Genomic DNA, 20,310 nt, shown 5'->3' on the forward strand with positions numbered 1-20,310 from the left:
GGGCGGCCGCCCGCCATACTCAGTCCCTCAGCGTCCGCAGCGCCGGCGAGCGGAACTGGCGGTTGACGAGAATCAAGACGACGAAGACGGTCGAGGCGATCAGCACGAAGGGGCCGAGCAGCCAGCCGAGATAGGCGACGGCGAAGAAGATCGCCCTGAGGCCGGAATTGAAGTGGCCGCCGGCGAGCCGGTTGAGGACGACGGCCTTTTCGACCGCCCGTTCCGCCGCGGCCGGATCGGCCTCGACGTCGGCGCGCATCGGGACGGCGCCGATCACGATCGAACAGTAGTTGAACAGCCGGTAGGACCAGCCGAACTTGAAGAAGGCGTAGCAGAAGATCACGATCAGGCCGAACAGCTTGAGTTCGACCAGCGACTTGTCGAGACCGCCGGAAAACGGCAGGTCGGCGGCGATGGCCGAGATCCGCGCCGCGGCTCCGAGCAGCGCGAAGCAGCCGCCGATCGCGAAGATGCAGGCCGAGGCGAAGAACGCCGTTCCCTGCTGCAGGCCGGCCATGATCGCCGTGTCGATCATCCGGAAGTCGCGCGAGAACATCGTCCGCATCCAGGCGGCGCGCTCGACGTCCATCGCCCCGGAAAGACCCGTTCCCGTTGCGGCGCAACGGTCGACGACGCGGTTGTAGATCATCCATGTCGCCAGAAAGAGCAACAGGGCGACGGTGTCGGCGGCATCGAGGGTCATCGGCTTCGACCTTGGACGCGCAAAGACGCCGCTCGTGGATTGAAATTGACGTCTGAGCCCCGATCGGGTGAGGCGCCGTATCGAATGTCAAATGCGAAAAATCCACCAGAACCGCAAATTTGGCGAGCGGTATTTCGAAACCGGCATCCGCTCTGTGGTTTCCACGAGGTGGTACCGAATGTCGGGATCGGACCATTGGCCGGCGCACCGGAGCGCTCCTTCACTTCCCGTTAGGTCAGCTCGTGCAAGCTTCCGGGTCAAGATCGACGCAAGGCAGCCATGCAAGATCGGAAGGGAAAATTTGATGCGGGGCCCGCTTGTGGGCGTCCGTGTTAAGCGATAATTAACGCGCGGGTCAGCGGTCAGGGGGAGTGACCGCTTGCCCGGAATCTGGGGTTCAGGACAGTTTCTGATCATGGATGACAGCGTGCGCAAGTCGTGCTGGGGCGTGACCGTTTGGACGGTTGCGATCTTCTCGGCGTTTATGATGCTCGGCTTTCTTTTCTCGAATGCCGAGACCCTGGCGGTGGCGGCGAACTGATCGCGACGGGCGATCGGCGCGAGCCAGTGACCGGGTGGGCAGATCCCTCGCGATGACGGGATCGCCCTGACATGTTTCCTTCGAATGCCTCTGGCAGCGGACGCGGTGACCGATCGGTCGCCGGACGGCCGGCGTCGGTCGAAGACCGGGGATTGCCGGCCGGGCGGGCCTTGCCGCGCTTGGCTGCGGCCGCCGGCTTTGGCAGACTCGGGATATGACACTTCACCTGCTCAAGCTCTGCGTCGGCGCGGAGAGCCCCGAGGATCTCGAAGGGCATGTCCGCCACCGGCTCGCCGCCTCGGGCGAGACGCGCTACTGGCACGTGACGCGGATGGTCCCGAAGCGGGCCGAGGCGCTCACGGCGGGCGGTTCGCTCTACTGGATCATCCGCGGCGCCGTGCAGGCGCGCCAGGCGATTGTCGGGATCGAGCCCTTCACCGACGAGGAGGGGATCGGCCGCTGCCGCATCCGCCTCGATCCGTCCGTGGTCAGGACGCGGCACCAGCCGCGGCGGCCCTTCCAGGGCTGGCGCTACCTCGACGTCGGGGACGCTCCGCCCGACCTCTCCAGATCGTCCGACGGCGAGGCCGACCTGCCGCCGGAGCTGTCGGTCGCCCTTCAGGAACTCGGCGTCTTTTGAGCCCCCCGCGCTGCCGGTCCGCGGCAGTCCGTAACGCCTTCATGCGGGATGAGGCGTCCCCGGCGCATCATGCCGGAACCCGGTTCGATCAGCGAAAGCGCATGCGCACGGCGACGGCGCCGCCCGGCGTGACGGTGCGGATGCGGCTGTGGCTGACCGGCTGGGAGGCGCGCCAGGCCCGCGCGCCGTAGGTCAGGAGCAGGCCGACCAGCTCCTTCGCCTTCATCCGCGAGCGGCCGTCGCGGGCCTCGCCGAGGCGCAGCGCCGCCTGTTGCAGCGGGTGGATGCCCGCCGGCACCGCGTCCTGCCAGTCGTGGGCGGGCGGCTGAGCGGTGAGATTGCGGCCTTGATTCTCGGTCGACATGACTTCCCCTCGCAACTCTACACAGGGTGGCGGCTCCAAACGGTCGGGCCGCCGCCGGTCTTCGGGGCGAGAACTTCCCGCCCGGCCGCGCGTCCCGCTTCGCCCACCCCCGTGGAGCAAGCGGTCGGCGCGTCGCTCACCGGCCATGCGGCCTCATGCCGCCGTCTTTGGATTTGCCGGGTCTGAGGCGTCTGCCCGCGGACAAAATCTGTCCGGCCGGGCTCGCGCCTCCTGCGGCGGGCGTCATGCCCGGCCGGCTGCCGTCGTCTTGAAAGCGCCGCGGCTGCGGCGCGCCGCGGTCAGTTCGCCACGGCGTAGCAGTTGTAGGAGCTGCGCTTCAGCGCGGCGCAGGCCTTCCACGCCTGATCCTTGGTGTCGAAGCCGGCAAAGCGCGCCCGGTACAGCGTGCCGCCGCCGGTGCTGACGCTCTCGGTGAAGGGCTCGGCCTCGGCGAGCTGCTGGCCGACGCTGGACTTCGCCTGCTTCAGCATGGTCATCGCCTGTGTGGCGGAATCGGTTGCGGCGATCTGCACGACCCAGGCGGAATCCTTCGGCTGGCGCACCGCCATCGCAGGGACGTTCTGGGCGACCGAACCGGTGGCCTGGACGTCGACATTGGCGCTCGCCTCGCGGATCAGCGATGCGGCCGAGCCCTTCGCCGGCCTGGCGACGGCGGGCCGCGCCAGCGGCAGGATCGCGGCGACGGCGCTCGATGCCGCCGGACGCTCCTCGACGAGCGCGGCGCGAATCGCGTCGCGGCCCATCAGCGGCCGTGCCGTCGGCGTCGGCATGCGGGCGGCGATCCGGTCGCCGTCGTCGCTGCCATAGGCCATGGCGATCCGGTCGTTGATCGAGATACCACCCTCGTTCGGCCGGAAGTCCGGAACCGGTCCGCGCTTCGGCAGGTCGACGTCGGCGGAAGCGACGAGGACGTTCGGATTGGGCTGGGCGGCGATCAGCGGCCCGGTGTCGCGGCGGCTCGCCAGCGGCATGTAGCGCTTCAGGAGATCAACCATGTGGTCGTCGCGCGAGCGCCCGGACGTGCCGCCGAACACCGCCGCGACGACGCTCTTGCCGTCCTTGTGCACCGAGGTGACGAGGTTGAAGCCGGAGGCGTTGATGTAGCCGGTCTTGATGCCGTCGACGCCGTCATAGCGGTTGAGGACACGGTTGTGATTGCCGATCCGCCGGCCGCGGAACGAGAAGGACCGGGTCGAGAAATAGTCGTAATATTCCGGGAAATGCTCGCGCAGCGCGATGCCGAGCGTCGTCATGTCGCGGGCGGTGGTGTGCTGATCGGCGTTGGGCAGGCCGTTGGCATTGCGGAACTCGGTCCGCGACATGCCGAGGCGATGGGCCTTGTCGGTCATCCGCCGCGCAAAGGCGGCTTCCGAGCCGCCGATGTATTCTGCAAGCACCACGGCGGCGTCGTTCGCCGACTTGGTGACCAGCGAGAGGATCGCCTCCTCCACCGTCAGCGTGCTGCCCGGCCGCAGACCGAGCTTCGAGGGCGGCCGCGCCGACGCATAGGCCGAGACCGGCATGGCGTCGTTCTTGTGGATCTTGCCGCTCTGCAGCGCCTCGAAGGTGAGGTAGAGCGTCATCATCTTGGTCAGCGAGGCCGGATAGCGATATTCGTCCGCGCGGTCCTGGTAGAGCACCTTGCCGTTGTTCGCGTCGATGACGAAGCCGGCATATTTCGGATTGACGGCGCTGGCCTTTCCAACACCGCCGGAAAGCAGCATGCCGGTTCCGAGGACGGCGACGAGGGCGTGTTTGACGAGGCCGTTGGCGGCACGTCTGAGGAGCGACAGGTCGAATGGCACGCTAAAACTCTTCGATCGTGTTGTCGGCACGGCGAGGTTTCGCTCCCTTCCGCATGTTCCGGTCAAGAACGCGTGGCACGAACCTCGAGGTTGGCCCTTTTGATGCCGCCGAGGCTATCCGCGTTCACTTACCAATCGGTTTATGCCGTTGGCATTGTGTTCACCTTGCTCGGCTTTTTGCATCTGCGCGGCCGTTCCACAACCCTCGCAGGCCGAATCGGCGGGGCTTGGATGCGGTGCGGCAGCCGCCCTTGAAAGCGATTGTGCAGTGCAATATATTTCGATCGCAGCAACGAGACGCAGGCGCCGGCGACGTTGTTCGCCTGCCGGCCCCGCCTCCATGAACGACTGTATGGACAGGGAAAGGACGACGACGATGAACATGTACGATGACGCCGGCCGCATGACCAAGGAAGCGATGGACAATGCGCTGAAATCCTTCGCCGCGATGACCAAGGGCTTCCAGCAGATCTCGGCCGAGACGGCCGACTTCACCCGCAGGTCCTACGACCAGCAGACGCAGATGATGGAAAAGCTCTTCCAGGCGAAGACCCTCGACAGGTCGATCGAGGTGCAGACCGAATACACCAAGTCGGCCTACGAGGCCTGGGTCGCGCAGATGACCAGGATCGGCGATCTCTACGCCGACATCGCCAAGGAGACCTATAAGCCGTTCGAGCAGACTGCGAACAGCGCCTCCACCGTGATGTCGCGCGCCGCCAAGGAAGCCGGTGCCCGCATGGACGAGGCGACCGCCAAGGCCGGCGACGTTGCGAACGAGACGGTCGACGCCATGGCCAAGCAGGGCGACGAAATGACCCACTGAGGGTTGCGGCCTGCCGCCCGCCGGAGGGCGGCGGCCGCCGTACGGCGACGAATTTGATCGCAAGGCCCGGTTCCAGCCGGGCCTTTTTGCGTTAATGTCTCACGGCAGCGGCCGAAACGGGGCGTTTCGGAATGTTTCCAATGCAATGAGTGCACCGCCGCGGCTCCTTAAATTCTGATGACACGTGCATACATACGACGCATGGCGATGCTGGCTGAACGGACACGAGGAACGATGGACCAGAAGCTCGGCGAAGGTCCGGTCAGGCTTCAGGGCGACGAGGGGGGGCGGGGTCCCGACCGCGGCACCCAGGTCATCACCCGGACCAAGCCGAAAACCAAGCGGCCGAGCCTTTACAGGGTCCTGCTTCTGAACGACGATTACACTCCGATGGAGTTCGTCATCCACGTTCTCGAACGCTTCTTTCAGAAGGATCACGAGTCCGCCACGAGGATCATGCTGCACGTCCACAATCACGGCGTCGGCGAGTGCGGAATCTTTACCTTCGAAGTGGCGGAGACCAAGGTGACGCAGGTCATGGATTTTGCCCGCCAGCACCAGCATCCGCTGCAATGCGTGATGGAAAAGAACTGAGGTGAAGCTTGCCGACATTTTCGCAAAGCCTTGAGAAGGCACTTCATCAGGCACTCACTCTGGCCAACGAACGCCACCAGGAATTCGCGACGCTGGAGCACCTGCTCCTGGCCCTTCTCGAGGACAAGGACGCCGCCGCCGTGATGCGGGGCTGCAGCGTCGATCTCGACCTCCTCCGCAAGAATCTCGTCACCTACATCGACACCGAACTCGCCAATCTCGTCACCGGGCACGAAGAGGATTCCAAGCCGACGGCCGGATTCCACCGGGTGATCCAGCGGGCGGTGATCCACGTCCAGAGTTCGGGCCGGGAGGAGGTGACGGGTGCCAACGTGCTCGTCGCGATCTTCGCCGAGCGCGAAAGCCATGCCGCCTACTTCCTCCAGGAACAGGAGATGACCCGCTACGACGCGGTGAACTTCATCTCCCACGGCATCTCCAAGCGTCCCGGCGGCTCGGAGAGCCGGCCGCTGCGCGGCGCCGAGGACGAACAGTCGACCATCGGCCAGGACGAGGACGGCAAGCGCAAGGCCGCCCCGGACGCGCTGTCGGCCTATTGCATCAACCTCAACGACAAGGCCCGCGCCGGCCGGATCGATCCGCTGATCGGCCGGGCCGACGAGATCAACCGCACGATCCAGGTGCTCTGCCGCCGCTCCAAGAACAACCCGCTCTATGTGGGCGATCCGGGCGTTGGCAAGACGGCGATCGCGGAAGGGCTCGCCAAGCGCGTCGTCGAGGGCGACGTGCCGGACGTGCTCGCCGACGCGACGATCTTCTCGCTCGACATGGGCACGCTGCTCGCCGGCACGCGCTATCGCGGCGACTTCGAGGAGCGTCTGAAGCAGGTCGTCAAGGAGCTCGAGGATTATCCGGGCGCCGTGCTGTTCATCGACGAGATCCACACGGTGATCGGCGCCGGGGCCACCTCCGGCGGGGCGATGGACGCCTCGAACCTTCTGAAGCCGGCGCTCTCTTCCGGGGCGATCCGCTGCATCGGCTCGACCACCTACAAGGAATATCGCCAGTTCTTCGAGAAGGACCGGGCGCTGGTGCGCCGCTTCCAGAAGATCGACGTCAAGGAGCCGACCGTCGAGGACGCCGTCTCCATCCTCAAGGGCCTGAAGCCCTATTTCGAGGACTTCCACCGGGTGAAGTTCACCAACGACGCGATCAAGTCGGCGGTCGAGCTCTCGGCCCGCTACATCACCGACCGCAAGCTGCCGGACAAGGCGATCGACGTGATCGACGAGACCGGGGCGTCGCAGATGCTTCTGCCGGAGAACAAGCGCAAGAAGCAGATCGGCGTGAAGGAGATCGAGGCGACGATCGCCACCATGGCGCGGATTCCGGCCAAGGCCGTCTCCAAGGACGACGAGGAGGTGCTCGCCCATCTCGACGAGCAGCTGAAGCGCGTCGTCTACGGCCAGGACGCGGCGATCGAGAACCTCGCCTCGGCGATCAAGCTCTCGAGAGCCGGCCTGCGCGAGCCGGACAAACCGATCGGCTCCTACCTGTTCTCGGGGCCGACGGGCGTCGGCAAGACCGAGGTCGCGCGCCAGCTCGCCTCGGCCCTCGGCGTCGAGCTCCTGCGCTTCGACATGTCGGAATACATGGAGCGGCACACCGTCTCGCGGCTGATCGGCGCGCCTCCGGGCTATGTCGGATTCGACCAGGGCGGGCTGTTGACCGACGGCGTCGACCAGCATCCGCATTGCGTCCTCCTGCTCGACGAGATCGAGAAGGCGCATCCGGATCTGTTCAACATCCTCCTGCAAGTCATGGATCACGGCCGGCTGACCGATCACAACGGCAAGCAGATCAACTTCAGGAACGTCATCCTGATCATGACCACCAATGCCGGCGCGGCGGAGATGGCGAAGGCCGCCATCGGCTTTGCGCATTCGCGGCGCACGGGGGCCGACGAGGAGGCGATCAATCGCCTGTTCACGCCGGAGTTCCGCAACCGCCTCGACGCGATCATCCCCTTCGGCCCGCTGCCGACGCCGGTGATTCACCAGGTGGTCGAGAAGTTCGTCATGCAGCTCGAGGCGCAGCTCTCCGAACGCGGCGTGATCTTCGAGCTGACGCCGGAGGCCGTGGCCTGGCTCGCCGACAAGGGCTACGACGAGAACATGGGGGCGCGGCCGCTGGCCCGGGTCATCCAGGAGCACATCAAGAAGCCGCTCGCCGACGAGGTTCTGTTCGGCAAGCTGAAGCGCGGCGGGACCGTGCGAGTGCTGGTCGAGGACGACGGGGCGGGCGGCAAGAAGATCGCCCTGGAATCGATCGCCGACGAACTGCCGGCGCCCCGTTCCGGCAAGGCGGCGCGCAAGCGCGCGGCGGTCGCGGCGGACGGATCCGACATCGACGACGATCCGTCCGATGACGACTTCGACGATGACGACGACGGCTCCGACGACGGCGGGGACGCCTCGCTCTCCGCCGATGACGACGAGCCGCGGCCGAGCCGCAGCCGCCCGAGTTCGGTGCCCAAGGTCCCGCGCCGCTCGAACTGAGGGCGGGGGCGACGCGGCGTGGACCGGGCCGGCCCGGCCCGGCCCGGCCGATTGACGAAACCCCGCCGCAGTTCCTATGACGGATTAAGGCCCGGTCGGCGAAGCGCGCCGGCCGGGCCTTTTGCATGCGGGGGCGTGATGGGCCGGGGTGTTTCGGGCGGCGGGGGCCGCGGGAGAGGGGGGCGTGAGGACGCCTTGCCCCGCAGCCATGCGGACGGCGCCGTTCCCTGGCCGGCGGGCCTTCGCCGGAAAATGACCTCCGGATCCGACCATCGGGCCGAACGGTCGGCCACCGGCTGGTTCCTCCTCGGCATGAAGGGCATCTTCAGCCCGCCCGCGCTGATCCTGACGACCGCCTTCTTCGGCTTTGCGGGTCTTTGCCGCGAGGCCGGCATCTCCTGGGAGGAATCGGCCTTCATGACGGCCGTCGTCTGGGCGCTGCCGGCGAAGATCATCCTGCTCGGCGCCATCACCGCCGGCACGTCGCTGCCCGCCGCCGCCTTCGCCGTCGCGCTGTCCTCGCTGCGCATGACGCCGATGGTGGTGGCGCTCATGCCGGAACTGCGCGGCCCGAAGACGCGCACCCCGACGCTGCTCTTCCTGTCGCATTTCGTCGCCATCACCGCCTGGGTCTTCGCCATGGAGCGCATGGACGAGGTGCCGCGCGACAAGCGGACGGCTTTCTTCGCCGGTTTCGCCGTGACGCTGACGACTCTCAACACGATCATCGTCGCCGTCGTCTACAATCTGATGGGCGAGCTTCCGGCGCTGGCCACCGGAGCGCTCGCCTTTTTGACGCCGGTCTATTTCTTCTCCTCGCTCTACGGTTCGGCGCGGGACGTCTCCGGCAAGCTGGCGCTGTTCTGCGGCATGGCGGCGCTGCCGCCCGCCCACTTCCTCTCGCCCGGATCGGAACTCCTGGTCGCCGGAATCGGCGGCGGCATCGTCGCCTATGGTGCGGGCCGGATCCTGAAGGCCCGGCGGGGCGCCGCGTGATGGCACACTGGGCCTATTCCAACGTCGTGCCCTGGTGGCCCTACGTCTTCATCCTCCTCGGCGGATGGCTGCCGACGGATGCCTGGCGCTATCTCGGCGTCCTTTCCGCCAGCCGCATCGACGAGACCAGCGAGGCGGCGGCGCTCGCCCGCACCGTCGCGACCTCGCTGGTCGCGGCCGTCATCGCGCAGCTGGTCTTCTATCCCTCGGGGGCGCTGGCCGACATCCCGACGCTGGTCAGGCTCGCCTCTCTGGGCGCCGGCTTTGCCGCCTACCAGCTGTCGCGGCGGCGGATTCTCGTCGCGATCTTCGTCGCCGAGCTGGTGATCGGTGCGTGGGCCCTGGCGACGGGTGCGGGGACGGGGTGAGCGTTCTGCCCCGGATCGGCCTTCCAGAAGGCTACCGTCATTTCGGGCAGCACTCCGTCTTGCCCTTATCCCCTACAGGTGGTGATATTCTCGAATGCATTCAGTTGCACCATCGGGAATCGAATGTCGCGTTTCGACGAGGACCACGCCCAGCGATCTAACCCGGCCGTCGATGCCCATGACCCTGTCGAACGCCTCCTTGCTGAGACGATACGTCTCATCGAATTTGAAGATGTCGGGCATGCCAGTGAGACAAGGCGGGAGAGCTTCATTGAAGCCCTCGAAGCGGTTGCGGAATCCGGCAGACTTCGGCTGCGCTTGCGGCGGGCTTTGGACGATTCTCTCGCGACTTATGCAAATTCTGCGTCGCTCTTGCGCGAACGTCTCGTCGAGGCGATCGCTGATGCGGTTGCCGCTGCCGATGAAAGCGCCAAAGCAGCCGAGGATTCGAGTTCACGGCTTGGTACAGGCATGGGCGGATCGGTTGCTGTGACGCTCGGCTCGGCCGGCACTGCAACGGCCGCCTTTGTCCTCGGTCCCGTTGCGGCGACGGCGGCCGGCCTGGCCGGTCCGGCGCTCGTTGTCGCCGCTGTTGTCGGGGCTGTCGGCTATGCGGGCTTCTTCGTGTTCCGAGGCCGGGCAGACGCGACGGCGCGGCGCTTTCGAAGAGCATCGGCCAATCTCAAAGCGCTCGGTGAGACCCTCAGGCTTTCCTAGCCACTACCCATTCGACGTTCGTAACATTATCTTGGTCGGCAAGTTCATTGATGAAAGCGGACACGGACGGCACTGTAAGGAGAAAAGATGATGGACACGGTACTCCCAGTCTCTTTCTCGTTTGCCATGGCCATGATCGCGACGATCATGCTGTCCTTGGCGGCTCTGCTCGTCCTCTTTCTCCTCAACGAGGCTTGGCTCATCGAGCGCATGCGGATGCAGTCACCGTATGCCGGCGCGCTCGGAGAACGCGGACTGCGAAAAGAGCGTGGGGAGAACGTTCCCGCCTTTCGCACAGATGACGCTGCACGTCGCGAGAATGCGGCGCGACACCTCGATCCGCAATTGGTCGGGGTTGTCGAGTTGATCGCCCGTGAAGCAGGTCGCGGCGCTTTTGCCGAGTTCGTTCGGCGCACGTCTAAAGACGACATCGATCACTTTAAGTCAAAATCGGAAGACACGAAATAATACACGAACTTTCTCCGGCATCTGCGCAGGCGCCGTAAGGTAGTCTCGATTTTGAAGCCGGATCGATAGTCAATATCAAGTTTTTGCAAGTTCTCGCCGGATCGCTTCGGCATGTTCCCTGATCGTCTCCATCGGGACCTCGCCGAAGGCATGGCGCTTCAACTCGACGCCGGCGTAGATCGGGATGACGTGGAAATGCAGGTGGAACACCGTCTGGCCGGCGGGCTCCTCGTTGAACTGCGCGACCCGTACGCCGTCGGCCGCAAACGCCGCCTTGGCCGCCCTGGCGAGCCTTGCCACCCGCGGCATCACCGCCTGCAGCGTCGCGTCGGAGGCATCGAGGATGTTGCGCGAGGGCGCCTTGGGGATCACCAGGCAGTGCCCCTTCGACTGCGGCATCACGTCCATGATCGCCAGCGCCACCGCGTCCTCGAAGAGCTTCTCGCTGGGGATCTCGCCCTTGAGGATCTTCGCGAAGACGTTGTCACCTTCGTAGGCGGGCGATGCGGTGGTCATGAGGGCTCCCGAGGCTGTGTTTTGTCGAGACGGATGGTAGGCAGGGCGGACATCTTGTCGATGGATCGAGTATGCCTCGTCTTGCAATTGCAGACGAAGCGTTCACACTGGGACTTGATGCGGGCGAAGCGGTGTACAGAATATGTCGGAAGTCTCATTGCAGGATGCCGAAGCCGATCTCGCCAAGTTGGTCGAGCTTGCCGCGCACGGAGAGATCGTAAGGATCACGCGCGACGGCCTGACCGTCGCGGCAATCGTTCCTCCCGAAGCCGCGGAGGTGGCGCGCAACGCTGTGGCCAGTCGAAAGCCTGGCCTGGTCGACCTGCTGATGGCTTTCCCAGGTGGTGACGAGGAATTGGAACGCAATCGCTCTGCGCCGCGAGACGTCGATCTGTGAAAGCCTATCTGATCGATACCAACGTGATCTCGAAGTTGGCGCCGACCAAGCGGACCTTTTCGCCGAACTTCGCACATTGGCTGCGGCGGGCCGATCAGGACGGCCTCGTCTTCATGTCTGTCGTCACCGTCCATGAACTCGAGAGAGGGATCGAGCGTCTCAGCCTCAGAGGCGCCACCGCCAAGGCGACAGCGTTGACTCATTGGCTCGACAGTGTGCTGGTCGGATTTGGCGGCAAGTTCCTCCCCATCGATCTCCCGACGGCGCTAATTTCCGGCAGGCTGGAGGCGCGCGCCATCGGTCGTGGCGGTGCCCCCGGGGTTGGAGATGCCATGATAGCCGGAACGGCACACGTTCATGGACTGACCGTGATCACGGAAAATGTGCGCGACTTCGCACTGTTCGAAATCTCCCACATGCTGCCGAGCCAGGCAGCTTCGCTTTGATTGCCTGCGTTCGGCCGTGCCTTCCGTGCGGACGGAATGCGTTCTACCCCCGCTTGAACGGCACGTGTTCGCCGAGCACCTCGCCGACGCGCTCCACCTCGTCGCGCTCGGCCGCGAGATAGTCGCGGATGGCGCGGCGCAGGCCCGGATGGGCGATGTAATGGGCGGAATGGGTGGTCACCGGCTCGTAGCCGCGGGCGAGCTTGTGTTGCCCCTGCGCCCCCGCCTCGACGACCGCGAGCCGGTGTTCGATGGCGAAGTCGATGGCCTGATGGTAGCAGACCTCGAAATGCAGGAAGGGGTGATCCTCGATGCAGCCCCAGTTGCGGCCGTAGAGCGCGTCGCGCCCGATGAAGTTGAGCGCCCCGGCGACGTAGCGGCCCTCGCGCTTCGCCATCACAAGCAGGATCCGGTCCGCCATCCGTTCGCCGACCAGCGAGAAGAACCGGCGGTTGAGATAGGGCCGGCCCCATTTGCGGCTGCCGGTATCCATGTAGAAGGCGAAGAAGGCGTCCCAGGCGGCTTCGGTGAGGTCGCTGCCGGTCAGCCATTCGATGGCGATGTCGTTCGCCAGCGCCTCGCGCCGCTCCTTCTTCAGCGCCTTGCGCTTGCGCGAGGCGAGCGTTTCCAGAAACGCCTCGTAGCTTTCGTAGCCGCGGTTGAAGAAATGGAACTGCTGGTCGATGCGGTGCAGCCAGTCGGCATCCGAGAGGGCGTTGAGATCGGCCGCCTCCAGGAAGGTCGCGTGGACCGAGGAGATCCCGGTCTCAGACAGATAGGCCCGCGCGCCCGCGGCGAGCGCCGCCCGGCGTTCGGCCGCGCCCTCGCCGCTGCCGACGAGAAGCCGCGGTCCGGTCACCGGCGTGAAGGGCACCGACATCTGCAGCTTCGGATAATAGTCGCCGCCGGCGCGTTCGAAGGCATCGGCCCAGCCGTGATCGAAGACGTATTCGCCCTGGCTGTGGCCCTTCAGATAGGCCGGAGCGATGGCGACCGGTTTCCCCTCGGCATCCTCGACGACGAGGTGTTGCGGCATCCAGCCGGCCCGCTCGCCGACGCAGCCGGCGTCTTCCAGCGACTTCAGGAAGGCATGCGACAGAAACGGATTGGCCGGCCCCGACGAGCCGGCCTCTGCCGTCTCCGGCCGGCCGGTCCGGCCCGACGCGGTTTCGTCGACCGGCCGGGTCTCGGCCAGAAGGTTCCAGACGGCCGGGTCGATCGCGCCGATCGTCTCCGCGATCCTCACCGTGACCGCGCGTCCGCGGGCTTCGCGCTGCTGCCTCATGCGCGATGAAGTAAACCTTCCGCGCCGCGGCGCAAGGGATCATTGCTGCGGCGCAAAGTCCTCGAAGGTGATCTGGTCGACGTAGAGCCGGCTGACAGCCTGCTCGGCCTCGTTGCGCACCGTCCAGGAGATCACCGGCGCCCGCCTTTCCTCGCGGACCCACGTGACGAAAGGGTTCGGCAGGTCGTGGACGTCGTAGGAGACGAAGTCGCAGCCGCGCTCGAAAATCTCTCGGTGGCCGGCGAGGACGCCGGCGCGACGGCCGTCGGCGGTGAGCCCGATCGGTCGGCCGGCCGGCCGGCCGGCGAGCATCTGGTCGATCAGCCAGTCGTCGAACGACATCAGCGCCAGGTGTCCGGGATAGGCGTCGACGAGCGGCTTCATCCGGGCGAAATAGTCCGGGTCGCGGGTCTTCTCGTTGCCCTTGATCTCGACGACCAGCGGCACCTGGCCGTTGACCAGCGAGAGGTAGCGTTCGAGCGTCGGGATGGTCGCGGTGGTCGGGCCGAGGGTGAGCCCGGCAAGGTCCTTGTCCGACAGCGAGGCGATGGCGGCATGCCGGCCGGTCATCCGGTTGGCCGTCGCGTCGTGGAAGACGTGCGGCGTGCCGTCTCCCGACATCTGCACGTCGCATTCGATGGCATAGCCGGCGGCGATCGCCGCCAGTGCGGCGGGCACGGAGTTTTCGGGGATCGTACGGTTGCCGTCGTGCAGCCCGCGATGGGCGATCGGCCGTTCCACCAGCCAGCGGAACGGCCCGTCGTAGCTCGGCTTCACGTCAGGCGATCTCGAACATGGCTTCGACCTCGACGGCGGCGTTCATCGGCAGGGCCGGCACGCCGACCGCCGAACGCGCGTGGCGGCCGGCCTCGCCGAGGATCTCGACCAAAAAGTCCGAGGCGCCGTTGGCGACCTTGTGCTGCTCGGAAAAGTCCGGGTCGCTGGCGACGAAGACGGTCAGCTTGAGCAGCCGCTTCACCCGCGAAAGGTCGCCGCCGAGGGCGCTCTTTGCTTGGGCGAGAACGTTGACGGCACAGAGCCGCGCCGCCCGCTGGCCCGCCGCAAGATCGACCCCGGCGCCGAGCTTGCCGGTCACGGCGAGGGCGCCGTTCTCCATCGGCAGCTGGCCGGAAGTCTGGAGGATCGCGCCGAAGGTGACCGTCGGCACGTAGTTCGCCGCCGGCGCCGACGCTTCCGGCAGCGTGACGCCCGCGGCCTCGAGGCGGCTTTCGATCGTATCGGCCATGATGTTGTCTTCCTTTTCTGTCGCGGATAGGACCGAGTGGATCACGGTCGGCTCGATGGCGAGATGCCGCGACCGTCGGCAATGTGCGCTGCAGCGTTCGGTAGCCGATCCCAGAGGCGAGTGAAAGATCGAACTTGATGACCCAACGAGCCTCGGCAGCGCAATGGTCCAGGGTCCTGCTGGCTTTCTGCGTCGCACCGCTGCTGGCGGCCGGCGGAGCCGCAGCGGCGGAGGCCGCGGCGCTCACGCCGCACCGGGCCGCCTACGAGGTGGGGCTCGACGCGGCGAGCGACGAGATCCTCGGCGTCGACGGGCGCATCGCCGTCGCTCTGTCCGAGAAGGGCGACTGTTCGGGCTACGGCATCGACTACCGCTTCGTCGCGCGCTTTCTGCGCGACCAGGAGATCGTCGTCACCGACCAGCAGATCCGGCTCGGCGAGAGCCGCGACGGCAAGCGCTTCACCTTCGACGCCGAGAGCTTCGTCGATTCGGTGGCCGACAGCACGACCAAGGGCGAGGCGAAGACGGCGGACGGCAAGACCGTCGTCGCCTATAGCGAGCCGTCCCCCCAGGAGGTGACGCTCGAGGCGGCGCTGTTTCCGATCCACCATACCCAGAAGGTGATCGAGGCGGCGAAGGCCGGCGTGCCGATCTTCGAATCCCGCGTCTTCCAGGGCGATTCCGACGCGGAGAAGGACACGACGAGCACCGTCGTGATCACCCCGCTCGCGGCGGCCGAACTGTCCGAGGAGATTGCCGGTTACGGCGCGCGGCCGGGCGCTCCCGCCGGGAAACCGCTGGGCGGCGAAGGGCAAGCCACCGCCTGGGGCGACGCCACGGCCGGCGCGGACGCCGGCTCCCCGACGAAGGATCCCGGCAGCGCTGCGCCGCAGGCGGCGGACCCGGCAGATCCCGGGGAAGCCGATCCGACCGCCCCGGACCGGGAGAATGCCGCCGGCGAGGCCGGTCCGGACGCGGTTTTGCCGGGCGAGGCCGGAGCGACGGCGCAAAGCGACGCGGCGGATGATGACGCCGATCCGGCCGCGACCGATCCGGCGGCGATCGCCGAGCGGCTGGAGGGCCTGAAGGCCTGGAAGGTCACCGAATCCTTCTATAATTCCGACAGCGACGAGGACGGCCTGCCGGTCTTCGAGACCGTCTACACGCTGTTCGAGAACGGCGTGACCGGCAACCAGCTCCTCAAGTTCGACGGCTATTCGCTGAAGGCGCGGCTTGCCAGCCTTCAGCTCGACGACGCGCCGACCTGTCCCGTGGGGGACTGAACAAGCAACGCCCGTCGGCGGCCTTCGCGAAGCGCCACCGGCGACGCCTCGATCTCCCCCGCCAGAGGGGAGATCGGGCCAGTCGCCTTCCCGGCGACCTCATTTCACGCGATCGACCTCCTCTCGGCCGCGCCGCGAGTTGCCAAGGCGGGCGGTTTGATGTATGGCGCGGCCCATTCCACACACGGAAATCGGGTTGGAACGGCTGGAGCATCAGGTTCCGGTCCGCTCCTGCCCACCGGTGGCGGCAGTCCTGTCGCTTCTTTCCGTGGAGGCATAACCGGTCAAAGGAACAGACAAGCATGGCACTGCCAGACTATTCGATGCGCCAGCTCCTCGAGGCGGGCGTCCACTTCGGGCACCAGACCCACCGCTGGAACCCGAAGATGAGCCCCTACATCTTCGGCGCGCGCAACAACATCCACATTCTCGACCTCGCCCAGACCGTGCCGCTGCTGCACCGGGCGCTGCTCGCCGTCTCCGACACCGTCGCCCGCGGCGGCCGCGTCCTGTTCGTCGGCACCAAGCGCCAGGCCTCGGAGCTCGTCGCAGACGCGGCGCAGCGCTCGGCCCAGTACTACGTCAACGCCCGCTGGCTCGGCGGCATGCTGACCAACTGGAAGACCATTTCGCAGTCGATCCAGCGCCTGCGCAAGCTCGACGAGCTGCTCGCCGGCGGCGAGGCCCAGGCCTTCACCAAGAAGGAGCGGCTGACGCTGCAGCGCGAGCGCGACAAGCTCGACCGCGCGCTCGGCGGCATCCGCGACATGGGCGGCGTGCCCGACATGATCTTCGTCATCGACACCAACAAGGAGTCGATCGCGATCGAGGAAGCCAAGCGCCTGCACATCCCGATCGTCGCGGTCGTCGATTCCAACTGCGATCCGGCACCGATCGACTACCCGATCCCGGGCAATGACGACGCCGCCCGCGCCATCGCGCTCTATTGCGACCTGATCGCGCGCGCCGCCGTCGACGGCATCGCCCGCCAGCAGGGCGACATGGGCATCGACATCGGCGAGCTCGAGGATGCTCCGATCGAGGAACTGCCGGAAGAGGCGGTCTCCGGCGGCGCATCGGCGAGCGAGGCCGCCGAACTCGCCGAGAACGCCACGGGCCAGGCCGCAGGCTGATCCCGTTCGAGGGCGGCGCGGCGGGCCAGGGCGGCCTGCCGGTCGCCCGCCGGCGACGCCAGTTGGTAATCACTGCGTCACAATTGCGGCGCACCCGTTCTGTCGAGCCGGTGCGCCAAATCATTTCCGAGGAAGGCTGAAGATGGCAATCTCCGCTTCGATGGTGAAGGACCTGCGCGAGAAGACCGGCGCGGGCATGATGGACTGCAAGACCGCGCTCTCCGAGACCGGCGGCGACATGGAAGCTGCGATCGACTGGCTGCGCACCAAGGGGATCGCCAAGGCCGACAAGAAGTCCGGCCGCACGGCGGCCGAGGGTCTGATCGGGGTGGCGTCGGAAGGCGCCAAGGCGGTCGTCGTCGAGGTCAATTCCGAGACCGACTTCGTCGCCCGCAACGAGGCCTTCCAGACGCTCGTGCGCGACATCGCCAAGGTCGCTCTGTCGACCGACGGCAGCGTCGAGGCGGTGTCCGCCGCGACCCATCCGGCCTCCGGCAAGTCGGTCGCCGACACCGTGCGCGACGCCGTCGCCACCATCGGCGAGAACATGAGCCTGCGCCGTTCGGCGATGCTGTCGGTCTCCGACGGCGTCGTCGCGACCTACATCCACAACCAGGTCGCCGACGGCCTCGGCAAGCTGGGTGTGCTCGTCGCGATGGAATCCGCCGGCGACAAGGCCAAGCTGACCGCCTTCGGGCGCCAGGTCGCGATGCACGTCGCGGCGACGAACCCGCTGGCGCTCACCGCCGACGAGATCGATCCCGCCGTCGTCGAGCGCGAGAAGGCGATCTTCTCCGAGCAGGCGCGCGCCTCCGGCAAGCCGGAGAACATCATCGAGAAGATGGTCGAGGGCCGGCTGCGCAAGTTCTACGAGGAGGTCGTCCTCCTCAAGCAGAGCTTCGTGATCAATCCGGACCTGACGGTCGAGAAGGCTCTCGCCGAGGCCGAGAAGGATTTCGGCGCACCGGCGAAGATCACCGCCTTCGTCCGCTTCGCGCTCGGCGAGGGCATCGAGCGCGAGACGTCGGACTTCGCCGCCGAAGTCGCGGCGGCCGCCGGCAAGAAGTAAGCCGCGGGGCGACGGGCGCCGGCCTTCCGGCGTCCGGCTGCGCTCTCGGGACTTTTCGCGGCCGATCTCGGCAGTCGATGAGAGGGCGCTCGCTTCACAAGCGGGCGCCCTTAATGTATCCGCAGGCGACAGCGGAGAGGCCCGTCGCGCGTCGCCGTGGCCGGTCCCGCGCATCGCGGCCCCCGATCGGCGAGGTCGGGCGACGGAATGACGGCGCGCGGGCATTTGCCCCGGACTGCGCCAAAGGGTTGGAACAGGAAGCTCGATGATCTCGGAAATCCGCTATCGCCGCGTCTTGCTGAAGGTCTCCGGCGAAGCGCTGATGGGCGAGCAGGGATTCGGCATCGACGTCGCGGTCGTCGACCGCATCGCCTCCGACATCGCCGAGGCGCGGGCGCTCGGCGTCGAGATTTCGGTGGTGATCGGCGGCGGCAACATCTTCCGCGGCGTCGCCGTCGCGTCGAAGGGCGGGGACCGGGTCACCGGCGACCACATGGGCATGCTCGGCACGGTGATCAACGCCCTGGCGCTGCGCACCTCGCTCACCAAGATGGGCGTCGACGCGATCGTCTTGTCGGCGATCGCCATGCCCGAGATCTGCGAAAGCTTCACCCAGCGCGCGGCGCTCGCCCATCAGGCGGCCGGCCGCGTGGTGATCTTCGCCGGCGGCACCGGCAACCCGTTCTTCACCACCGATTCGGCCGGCGCGCTGCGCGCCGCCGAGATGGGGGCGGCGGCGCTGTTCAAGGGGACCCAGGTCGACGGCATCTATTCCGCCGACCCGAAGAAGGTGCCGAGCGCCGAGCGCTTCGACCGCCTGACCCACGGCGAGGTGCTGGCGCGCGGGCTGCAGGTGATGGACGTCGCGGCCGTCGCGCTCGCCCGCGAAAACCACATTCCGATCGTCGTCTTCTCGATCCACCAGAAGGGCGAGTTCGCGAGGATCCTGGCGGGCGCCGGCCGGGCGACGATCGTTTCGGACTGACAGTCGATTCTTTCGACGCTTTTGCATGATGAAGAGAGGATACGAACAATGGCCGCACTCGATCTCACCGAACTGAAGCGCCGCATGGAAGGGGCCGTCTCCAACCTGAAGAGCGATCTCGCCGGTCTTCGTACCGGTCGTGCCTCGGCCAATCTGCTCGATCCCGTCACCGTCGAGGCCTATGGCTCCCAGGTGCCGCTCAACCAGGTTGCCAACGTCTCCGTGCCGGAGCCGCGCATGGTCTCGGTCTCGGTCTGGGACAAGCAGATGGTCGGCAAGGTCGAGCGGGCGATCCGCGAGAGCAATCTCGGCCTCAACCCGGTGACCGACGGCACCACGCTGCGCATCCCGCTGCCCGAACTCAACGAGGAGCGGCGCAAGGAACTCGTGAAGGTCGCGCATCAGTACTCCGAGAGCGCGCGCGTCGCCGTGCGTCACGTCCGGCGCGACGGCATGGACACGCTGAAGAAGAACGAGAAGGCCGGCGACATCGGCCAGGACGAAAGCCGCCAGCAGTCCGACAAGGTCCAGAAGATGACCGACGAGACGATCTCGGAAATCGATAAATTGCTTTCCGTCAAGGAAGGCGAAATCATGCAGGTATAGGGTTGCAGGAGGGCCGGTGCGTCGCGCCGGCGAGGGCTAAGCGCAGGAAGGGGCGAGGATGGTGCGGCATCCCCGACATGTGGCCATCATCATGGATGGCAACGGACGCTGGGCACGCGCGCGCGGCCTGCCACGCAGCATGGGCCATCGCCGCGGGGTCGAGGCGGTGCGCGCGGCCGTCAGGGCCGCCGGCGAACTCGGCATCGAGTATCTGACGCTCTTTGCCTTCTCGTCGGAGAATTGGCGGCGCCCGAAGGACGAGGTGGAGGAGCTGATGGGGCTCTTGAAGCACTTCATCCGCCGCGACCTCGCCGATCTCCACAAGGAGGGCGTCAGGGTGCGGGTCATCGGCGCGCGCGACGACCTGTCGCCCGACATCCGCTCGCTGCTCGAAGAGGCCGAGAACCTGACCCGGGAGAACGACCGCCAGACCCTCGTCGTCGCCTTCAACTACGGCGCCCGCGACGAGGTGGCGCGGGCCGTCCGGCGCATCGCCGAGAAATTCGCGGCGGGGGAGGTCACGCTCGACGCGCTGACGGCCGACTATCTCGGCGAGCACATGGACACCGCCGGCATTCCCGACCCGGATCTGATCATCCGCACCAGCGGCGAACTGCGCCTCTCGAACTTCCTGCTCTGGCAGGCGGCCTATTCGGAGTTCGTCTTCCTGCCGTGCCTGTGGCCCGACTTCGACCGTCAGGCCTTCGAAGGCGCCCTCGCCGAATATGCCAGCCGCGATCGCCGCTTCGGAGGATTGTCGCGGGAAATCGCATCCTGACCGG

At 66.7% G+C, this 20,310-nt stretch carries 25 protein-coding genes; 17 read left to right on the top strand and 8 right to left on the bottom strand.

Features of this window, described 5'->3' with window-relative positions; translation table 11 throughout:
* Positions 1-19: 19 nt before the first annotated feature.
* Positions 20-703, bottom strand: a complete 684-nt coding sequence (locus J1C47_RS15695; RefSeq protein WP_207351723.1) for a DUF599 domain-containing protein — start codon at positions 701-703, stop codon at positions 20-22.
* Between the two features lie 415 nt (positions 704-1,118).
* Here J1C47_RS15695 and J1C47_RS24040 point away from each other — a divergent pair, with 415 nt between their 5' ends.
* Both J1C47_RS24040 and J1C47_RS15700 read left to right on the top strand, forming a co-directional pair.
* Positions 1,119-1,244, top strand: a complete 126-nt coding sequence (locus J1C47_RS24040; RefSeq protein WP_281065534.1) for a hypothetical protein — start codon at positions 1,119-1,121, stop codon at positions 1,242-1,244.
* Positions 1,245-1,458: 214 nt separating this feature from the next.
* A complete protein-coding gene (locus J1C47_RS15700) occupies positions 1,459-1,884 on the top strand; it encodes a DUF1489 family protein (protein ID WP_207351724.1) in 426 nt (141 codons plus the stop codon).
* 88 nt (positions 1,885-1,972) lie between these two features.
* On the opposite strand, the gene J1C47_RS15705 is transcribed toward J1C47_RS15700, so the two are convergent.
* The 3 genes from J1C47_RS15705 to J1C47_RS15715 form a co-directional block, all read right to left on the bottom strand.
* Positions 1,973-2,248, bottom strand: a complete 276-nt coding sequence (locus tag J1C47_RS15705; RefSeq protein WP_207351725.1) for a hypothetical protein — start codon at positions 2,246-2,248, stop codon at positions 1,973-1,975.
* A gap of 299 nt (positions 2,249-2,547) precedes the next feature.
* Positions 2,548-4,074 carry an SPOR domain-containing protein gene (locus J1C47_RS15710; protein ID WP_342592000.1) on the bottom strand — a complete coding sequence of 509 codons (1,527 nt, stop codon included), beginning with the start codon at positions 4,072-4,074 and terminating at the stop codon, positions 2,548-2,550.
* Between the two features lie 114 nt (positions 4,075-4,188).
* Entirely contained in the window at positions 4,189-4,458 is a 270-nt protein-coding gene (locus tag J1C47_RS15715; RefSeq protein WP_207351726.1) for a hypothetical protein, read from the bottom strand.
* Between J1C47_RS15715 and J1C47_RS15720 the strand changes: the two genes are divergently transcribed.
* The 7 genes from J1C47_RS15720 to J1C47_RS15750 all read left to right on the top strand — a co-directional run bounded on the left by J1C47_RS15720 (position 4,451) and on the right by J1C47_RS15750 (position 10,562).
* Positions 4,451-4,900 (top strand): phasin family protein, encoded by a 450-nt coding sequence (locus tag J1C47_RS15720; RefSeq protein ID WP_207351727.1) that lies wholly within the window; start codon positions 4,451-4,453, stop codon positions 4,898-4,900. The genes J1C47_RS15715 and J1C47_RS15720 overlap by 8 nt on opposite strands.
* A 234-nt stretch (positions 4,901-5,134) precedes the next feature.
* Entirely contained in the window at positions 5,135-5,494 is a 360-nt protein-coding gene (gene clpS / locus J1C47_RS15725; RefSeq protein ID WP_207351728.1) for an ATP-dependent Clp protease adapter ClpS, read from the top strand.
* An 8-nt stretch (positions 5,495-5,502) separates the two neighbouring features.
* Positions 5,503-8,013 (top strand): ATP-dependent Clp protease ATP-binding subunit ClpA, encoded by a 2,511-nt coding sequence (clpA, locus tag J1C47_RS15730; RefSeq protein ID WP_207351729.1) that lies wholly within the window; start codon positions 5,503-5,505, stop codon positions 8,011-8,013.
* Positions 8,014-8,265: 252 nt separating this feature from the next.
* Positions 8,266-9,009: an AzlC family ABC transporter permease gene (locus J1C47_RS15735; RefSeq protein ID WP_207351730.1), complete on the top strand. Its 744-nt coding sequence runs from the start codon at positions 8,266-8,268 to the stop codon at positions 9,007-9,009.
* Positions 9,009-9,377 carry an AzlD domain-containing protein gene (locus J1C47_RS15740; protein WP_207351731.1) on the top strand — a complete coding sequence of 123 codons (369 nt, stop codon included), beginning with the start codon at positions 9,009-9,011 and terminating at the stop codon, positions 9,375-9,377. Before J1C47_RS15735 ends, J1C47_RS15740 begins: the two co-directional genes overlap by 1 nt.
* A 123-nt stretch (positions 9,378-9,500) precedes the next feature.
* Entirely contained in the window at positions 9,501-10,094 is a 594-nt protein-coding gene (locus J1C47_RS15745) for a hypothetical protein (RefSeq protein ID WP_207351732.1), read from the top strand.
* An 87-nt stretch (positions 10,095-10,181) separates the two neighbouring features.
* Entirely contained in the window at positions 10,182-10,562 is a 381-nt protein-coding gene (locus J1C47_RS15750) for a hypothetical protein (RefSeq protein ID WP_207351733.1), read from the top strand.
* A gap of 75 nt (positions 10,563-10,637) precedes the next feature.
* On the opposite strand, the gene J1C47_RS15755 is transcribed toward J1C47_RS15750, so the two are convergent.
* Positions 10,638-11,078: an HIT family protein gene (locus tag J1C47_RS15755; RefSeq protein WP_207351734.1), complete on the bottom strand. Its 441-nt coding sequence runs from the start codon at positions 11,076-11,078 to the stop codon at positions 10,638-10,640.
* A 157-nt stretch (positions 11,079-11,235) separates the two neighbouring features.
* Between J1C47_RS15755 and J1C47_RS15760 the strand changes: the two genes are divergently transcribed.
* Both J1C47_RS15760 and J1C47_RS15765 read left to right on the top strand, forming a co-directional pair.
* Positions 11,236-11,475: a type II toxin-antitoxin system Phd/YefM family antitoxin gene (locus J1C47_RS15760; RefSeq protein WP_245396600.1), complete on the top strand. Its 240-nt coding sequence runs from the start codon at positions 11,236-11,238 to the stop codon at positions 11,473-11,475.
* Entirely contained in the window at positions 11,472-11,921 is a 450-nt protein-coding gene (locus J1C47_RS15765) for a PIN domain-containing protein (RefSeq protein ID WP_207351736.1), read from the top strand. The genes J1C47_RS15760 and J1C47_RS15765 overlap by 4 nt, the downstream gene beginning before the upstream one ends.
* Before the next feature lie 43 nt (positions 11,922-11,964).
* Here J1C47_RS15765 and J1C47_RS15770 read toward each other — a convergent pair whose 3' ends face one another.
* Genes J1C47_RS15770 through J1C47_RS15780 form a run of 3 tightly spaced genes read right to left on the bottom strand, consistent with a single transcriptional unit; the run spans position 11,965 to position 14,452 of the window.
* Positions 11,965-13,206, bottom strand: coding sequence for a GNAT family N-acetyltransferase (locus J1C47_RS15770; protein WP_207351737.1), 1,242 nt, complete (start codon positions 13,204-13,206; stop codon positions 11,965-11,967).
* Positions 13,207-13,245: 39 nt separating this feature from the next.
* Positions 13,246-13,983: a glycerophosphodiester phosphodiesterase family protein gene (locus J1C47_RS15775; protein ID WP_207351738.1), complete on the bottom strand. Its 738-nt coding sequence runs from the start codon at positions 13,981-13,983 to the stop codon at positions 13,246-13,248.
* 1 nt (position 13,984) lies between these two features.
* Positions 13,985-14,452, bottom strand: coding sequence for a RidA family protein (locus J1C47_RS15780; RefSeq protein ID WP_207351739.1), 468 nt, complete (start codon positions 14,450-14,452; stop codon positions 13,985-13,987).
* Between the two features lie 137 nt (positions 14,453-14,589).
* On the opposite strand from J1C47_RS15780, the gene J1C47_RS15785 reads away from it, so the two are divergent.
* The 6 genes from J1C47_RS15785 (at position 14,590) to J1C47_RS15810 (ending at position 20,306) form a co-directional block, all read left to right on the top strand.
* The gene (locus J1C47_RS15785) at positions 14,590-15,735 is read left to right on the top strand and encodes an EipB family protein (RefSeq protein ID WP_207351740.1); all 1,146 of its coding nucleotides are present in this window, start codon (positions 14,590-14,592) and stop codon (positions 15,733-15,735) included.
* 302 nt (positions 15,736-16,037) lie between these two features.
* Positions 16,038-16,868, top strand: coding sequence for a 30S ribosomal protein S2 (gene rpsB, locus J1C47_RS15790; protein WP_207351741.1), 831 nt, complete (start codon positions 16,038-16,040; stop codon positions 16,866-16,868).
* Between the two features lie 142 nt (positions 16,869-17,010).
* Complete coding sequence (gene tsf, locus J1C47_RS15795) at positions 17,011-17,937, top strand: translation elongation factor Ts (protein ID WP_207351742.1); 927 nt, start codon at positions 17,011-17,013, stop codon at positions 17,935-17,937.
* Between the two features lie 265 nt (positions 17,938-18,202).
* Positions 18,203-18,922: a UMP kinase gene (pyrH, locus tag J1C47_RS15800; protein ID WP_207351743.1), complete on the top strand. Its 720-nt coding sequence runs from the start codon at positions 18,203-18,205 to the stop codon at positions 18,920-18,922.
* 48 nt (positions 18,923-18,970) lie between these two features.
* Positions 18,971-19,528 carry a ribosome recycling factor gene (gene frr / locus J1C47_RS15805; protein ID WP_207351744.1) on the top strand — a complete coding sequence of 186 codons (558 nt, stop codon included), beginning with the start codon at positions 18,971-18,973 and terminating at the stop codon, positions 19,526-19,528.
* Between the two features lie 58 nt (positions 19,529-19,586).
* Positions 19,587-20,306: an isoprenyl transferase gene (locus J1C47_RS15810; protein ID WP_207351745.1), complete on the top strand. Its 720-nt coding sequence runs from the start codon at positions 19,587-19,589 to the stop codon at positions 20,304-20,306.
* Positions 20,307-20,310: the final 4 nt, after the last annotated feature.

The organism is Jiella sonneratiae (assembly GCF_017353515.1).
Lineage (GTDB): Bacteria > Pseudomonadota > Alphaproteobacteria > Rhizobiales > Rhizobiaceae > Jiella > Jiella sonneratiae.

What these genes read in the sequence shown, in the direction of transcription:
- J1C47_RS15695 (WP_207351723.1), bottom strand. Translation starts at nt 703, where the DNA reads ATGACCCTCGATGCCGCCGACACCGTCGCCCTGTTGCTCTTTCTGGCG.
- J1C47_RS24040 (WP_281065534.1), top strand. Translation starts at nt 1,119, where the DNA reads ATGGATGACAGCGTGCGCAAGTCGTGCTGGGGCGTGACCGTTTGGACG.
- J1C47_RS15700 (WP_207351724.1), top strand. Translation starts at nt 1,459, where the DNA reads ATGACACTTCACCTGCTCAAGCTCTGCGTCGGCGCGGAGAGCCCCGAG.
- J1C47_RS15705 (WP_207351725.1), bottom strand. Translation starts at nt 2,248, where the DNA reads ATGTCGACCGAGAATCAAGGCCGCAATCTCACCGCTCAGCCGCCCGCC.
- J1C47_RS15720 (WP_207351727.1), top strand. Translation starts at nt 4,451, where the DNA reads ATGAACATGTACGATGACGCCGGCCGCATGACCAAGGAAGCGATGGAC.
- J1C47_RS15715 (WP_207351726.1), bottom strand. Translation starts at nt 4,458, where the DNA reads ATGTTCATCGTCGTCGTCCTTTCCCTGTCCATACAGTCGTTCATGGAG.
- clpS (WP_207351728.1), top strand. Translation starts at nt 5,135, where the DNA reads ATGGACCAGAAGCTCGGCGAAGGTCCGGTCAGGCTTCAGGGCGACGAG.
- J1C47_RS15735 (WP_207351730.1), top strand. Translation starts at nt 8,266, where the DNA reads ATGACCTCCGGATCCGACCATCGGGCCGAACGGTCGGCCACCGGCTGG.
- J1C47_RS15740 (WP_207351731.1), top strand. Translation starts at nt 9,009, where the DNA reads ATGGCACACTGGGCCTATTCCAACGTCGTGCCCTGGTGGCCCTACGTC.
- J1C47_RS15745 (WP_207351732.1), top strand. Translation starts at nt 9,501, where the DNA reads ATGTCGCGTTTCGACGAGGACCACGCCCAGCGATCTAACCCGGCCGTC.
- J1C47_RS15750 (WP_207351733.1), top strand. Translation starts at nt 10,182, where the DNA reads ATGATGGACACGGTACTCCCAGTCTCTTTCTCGTTTGCCATGGCCATG.
- J1C47_RS15755 (WP_207351734.1), bottom strand. Translation starts at nt 11,078, where the DNA reads ATGACCACCGCATCGCCCGCCTACGAAGGTGACAACGTCTTCGCGAAG.
- J1C47_RS15770 (WP_207351737.1), bottom strand. Translation starts at nt 13,206, where the DNA reads ATGAGGCAGCAGCGCGAAGCCCGCGGACGCGCGGTCACGGTGAGGATC.
- J1C47_RS15780 (WP_207351739.1), bottom strand. Translation starts at nt 14,452, where the DNA reads ATGGCCGATACGATCGAAAGCCGCCTCGAGGCCGCGGGCGTCACGCTG.
- J1C47_RS15785 (WP_207351740.1), top strand. Translation starts at nt 14,590, where the DNA reads ATGACCCAACGAGCCTCGGCAGCGCAATGGTCCAGGGTCCTGCTGGCT.
- rpsB (WP_207351741.1), top strand. Translation starts at nt 16,038, where the DNA reads ATGGCACTGCCAGACTATTCGATGCGCCAGCTCCTCGAGGCGGGCGTC.
- tsf (WP_207351742.1), top strand. Translation starts at nt 17,011, where the DNA reads ATGGCAATCTCCGCTTCGATGGTGAAGGACCTGCGCGAGAAGACCGGC.
- pyrH (WP_207351743.1), top strand. Translation starts at nt 18,203, where the DNA reads ATGATCTCGGAAATCCGCTATCGCCGCGTCTTGCTGAAGGTCTCCGGC.
- frr (WP_207351744.1), top strand. Translation starts at nt 18,971, where the DNA reads ATGGCCGCACTCGATCTCACCGAACTGAAGCGCCGCATGGAAGGGGCC.
- J1C47_RS15810 (WP_207351745.1), top strand. Translation starts at nt 19,587, where the DNA reads ATGGTGCGGCATCCCCGACATGTGGCCATCATCATGGATGGCAACGGA.